Source organism: Bradyrhizobium sp. SHOUNA76 (genome assembly GCF_023006445.1).
Classification (GTDB): Bacteria; Pseudomonadota; Alphaproteobacteria; order Rhizobiales; family Xanthobacteraceae; genus Bradyrhizobium.
Window position 1 is genome coordinate 1 of sequence record NZ_JALBHA010000843.1, and the last position, 1,553, is coordinate 1,553.

Consider the following 1,553-nt stretch of genomic DNA (forward strand, 5'->3'; position numbering starts at 1 on the left):
CCCGAGAGCACGACGACCTCGTGCCCGGCGGCGAGCCGGCAGGCGATCTCGGCCATGATCGCCGCCGTCGTGCTGGTATCCGGCGGATAATGCTGGCTCGCGACGACGATCTTGCCGGAGGGCTGCATGGTCAGGCCGCGGTCGACCCGAATTCGGGCACCGCATCCTTGAGGATAGTCCTGATTGTCGCGCGGTCGTCGCGCGCGATCGCCTGCTCGAGCGCCGCGGTCCATTTGCGCAGCGTCTGCATCGGCGGCTCGTTCGGCTGCGCGGCCATGATGCCGGCAACACCGATCTCGCGGGTCGGCTCCTCGGAAGCGAACAGGATCTCGTGGAGACGTTCGCCCGGCCGCATGCCCGTGAACACGATCTCGATGTCGTAGCCGGGTTGCAATCCGGAGAGGCGGATCATGCGCTCGGCGAGATCGACGATCTTCACCGGCTGGCCCATGTTGAGCACGTAGACCGAGACGTCGGGCCGCTGCGTTCCGAGCGCATGCGTGGCCGCGGTGATGACCAGATCGCAGGCCTCGCGGATGGTCATGAAGTAGCGGACCATGTCGGGATGCGTCACCGTCACCGGGCCGCCGGCCTCGATCTGCGCCTTGAATTTCGGCACCACCGAGCCGTTCGAGGCCAGCACGTTGCCGAACCGGACCGAGATCAGCCGCATCGGCGGCTTGGCGCCGTGCGCCGCGGCTGCGAGGTCGTGATCCAGCGCCTGGCAGTACATCTCGGCAAAACGCTTGGTCAGGCCGAGCATCGACACCGGCTCGATCGCCTTGTCGGTCGAAATCATCACCATGGCTTCGGCGCCGGCGGCAACGGCGGCATCCGCAACGTTGATGGAGCCGAAAATGTTGGTCTTGACGCCCTCACTCCAGTCGCGTTCGAGGATCGGCACGTGCTTGAGCGCGGCGGCGTGGAACACGATGTCCGGCTTGAACCCGGCCATCAGGCGCATGATGCGCTCGCGGTCGCGAATGTCGGCGATCCGCCCTTCGATCTCGGCGGTCGCGCCTTGCGCGGCGAGCGCTTCCGTGATGGCGTAGAGCGCCGGCTCCGAGTTTTCCACGATCAGGAGCCGCGCCGCGCCAAAGGCAACGACGCGCTCGCAGATCTCGGACCCGATCGAGCCGCCGCCGCCGGTGACGATCACCGCCTTGCCGTTGATCAGGGCCTCCAGGCGGGCATAATCGATCGTCTCGCTCGGCCGCAGCAGGAGATCCTCGACCGCAACGGCGGTGAGCCGCGGCGTATCGCCACTCTCGAGCGAGGGCATTCGGTTGACGATCACCCCTAACTTGCGCGCCCGCATCAGGATCGATTCCGGATGGGCCTCCGGCTCGAATGCCGACGGCGTCATGACGAGGCGCGCGATCGGTTTGTTGCGCTTGGCGAAGTCGGCGATGATGTCTTCGACGTCGTCGATGCCGCCCAGCACCGGCACGTTGCGGATGAACTGGCCGCGGTCGGAGGTCGACGGCGACAGCACGCCGACCGGCCAGATGCGCTTGATCGCCCCGCTCTCGATGCCGCGCAGGAGCACCTCG

1 protein-coding gene and 1 pseudogene are annotated in these 1,553 nt (G+C 67.1%); both read right to left on the reverse strand.

What is annotated here, in order from left to right; genetic code table 11:
* Positions 1 to 233 (reverse strand): annotated as a pseudogene (locus MOV74_RS37785) (glycosyltransferase WbuB); the annotation flags it as partial.
* A partial coding sequence (locus MOV74_RS37790) for an SDR family NAD(P)-dependent oxidoreductase (RefSeq protein ID WP_246932559.1) occupies positions 131 to 1,553 on the reverse strand: 1,423 nt, incomplete at its 5' end. The pseudogene MOV74_RS37785 and the gene MOV74_RS37790, both read right to left, overlap by 103 nt.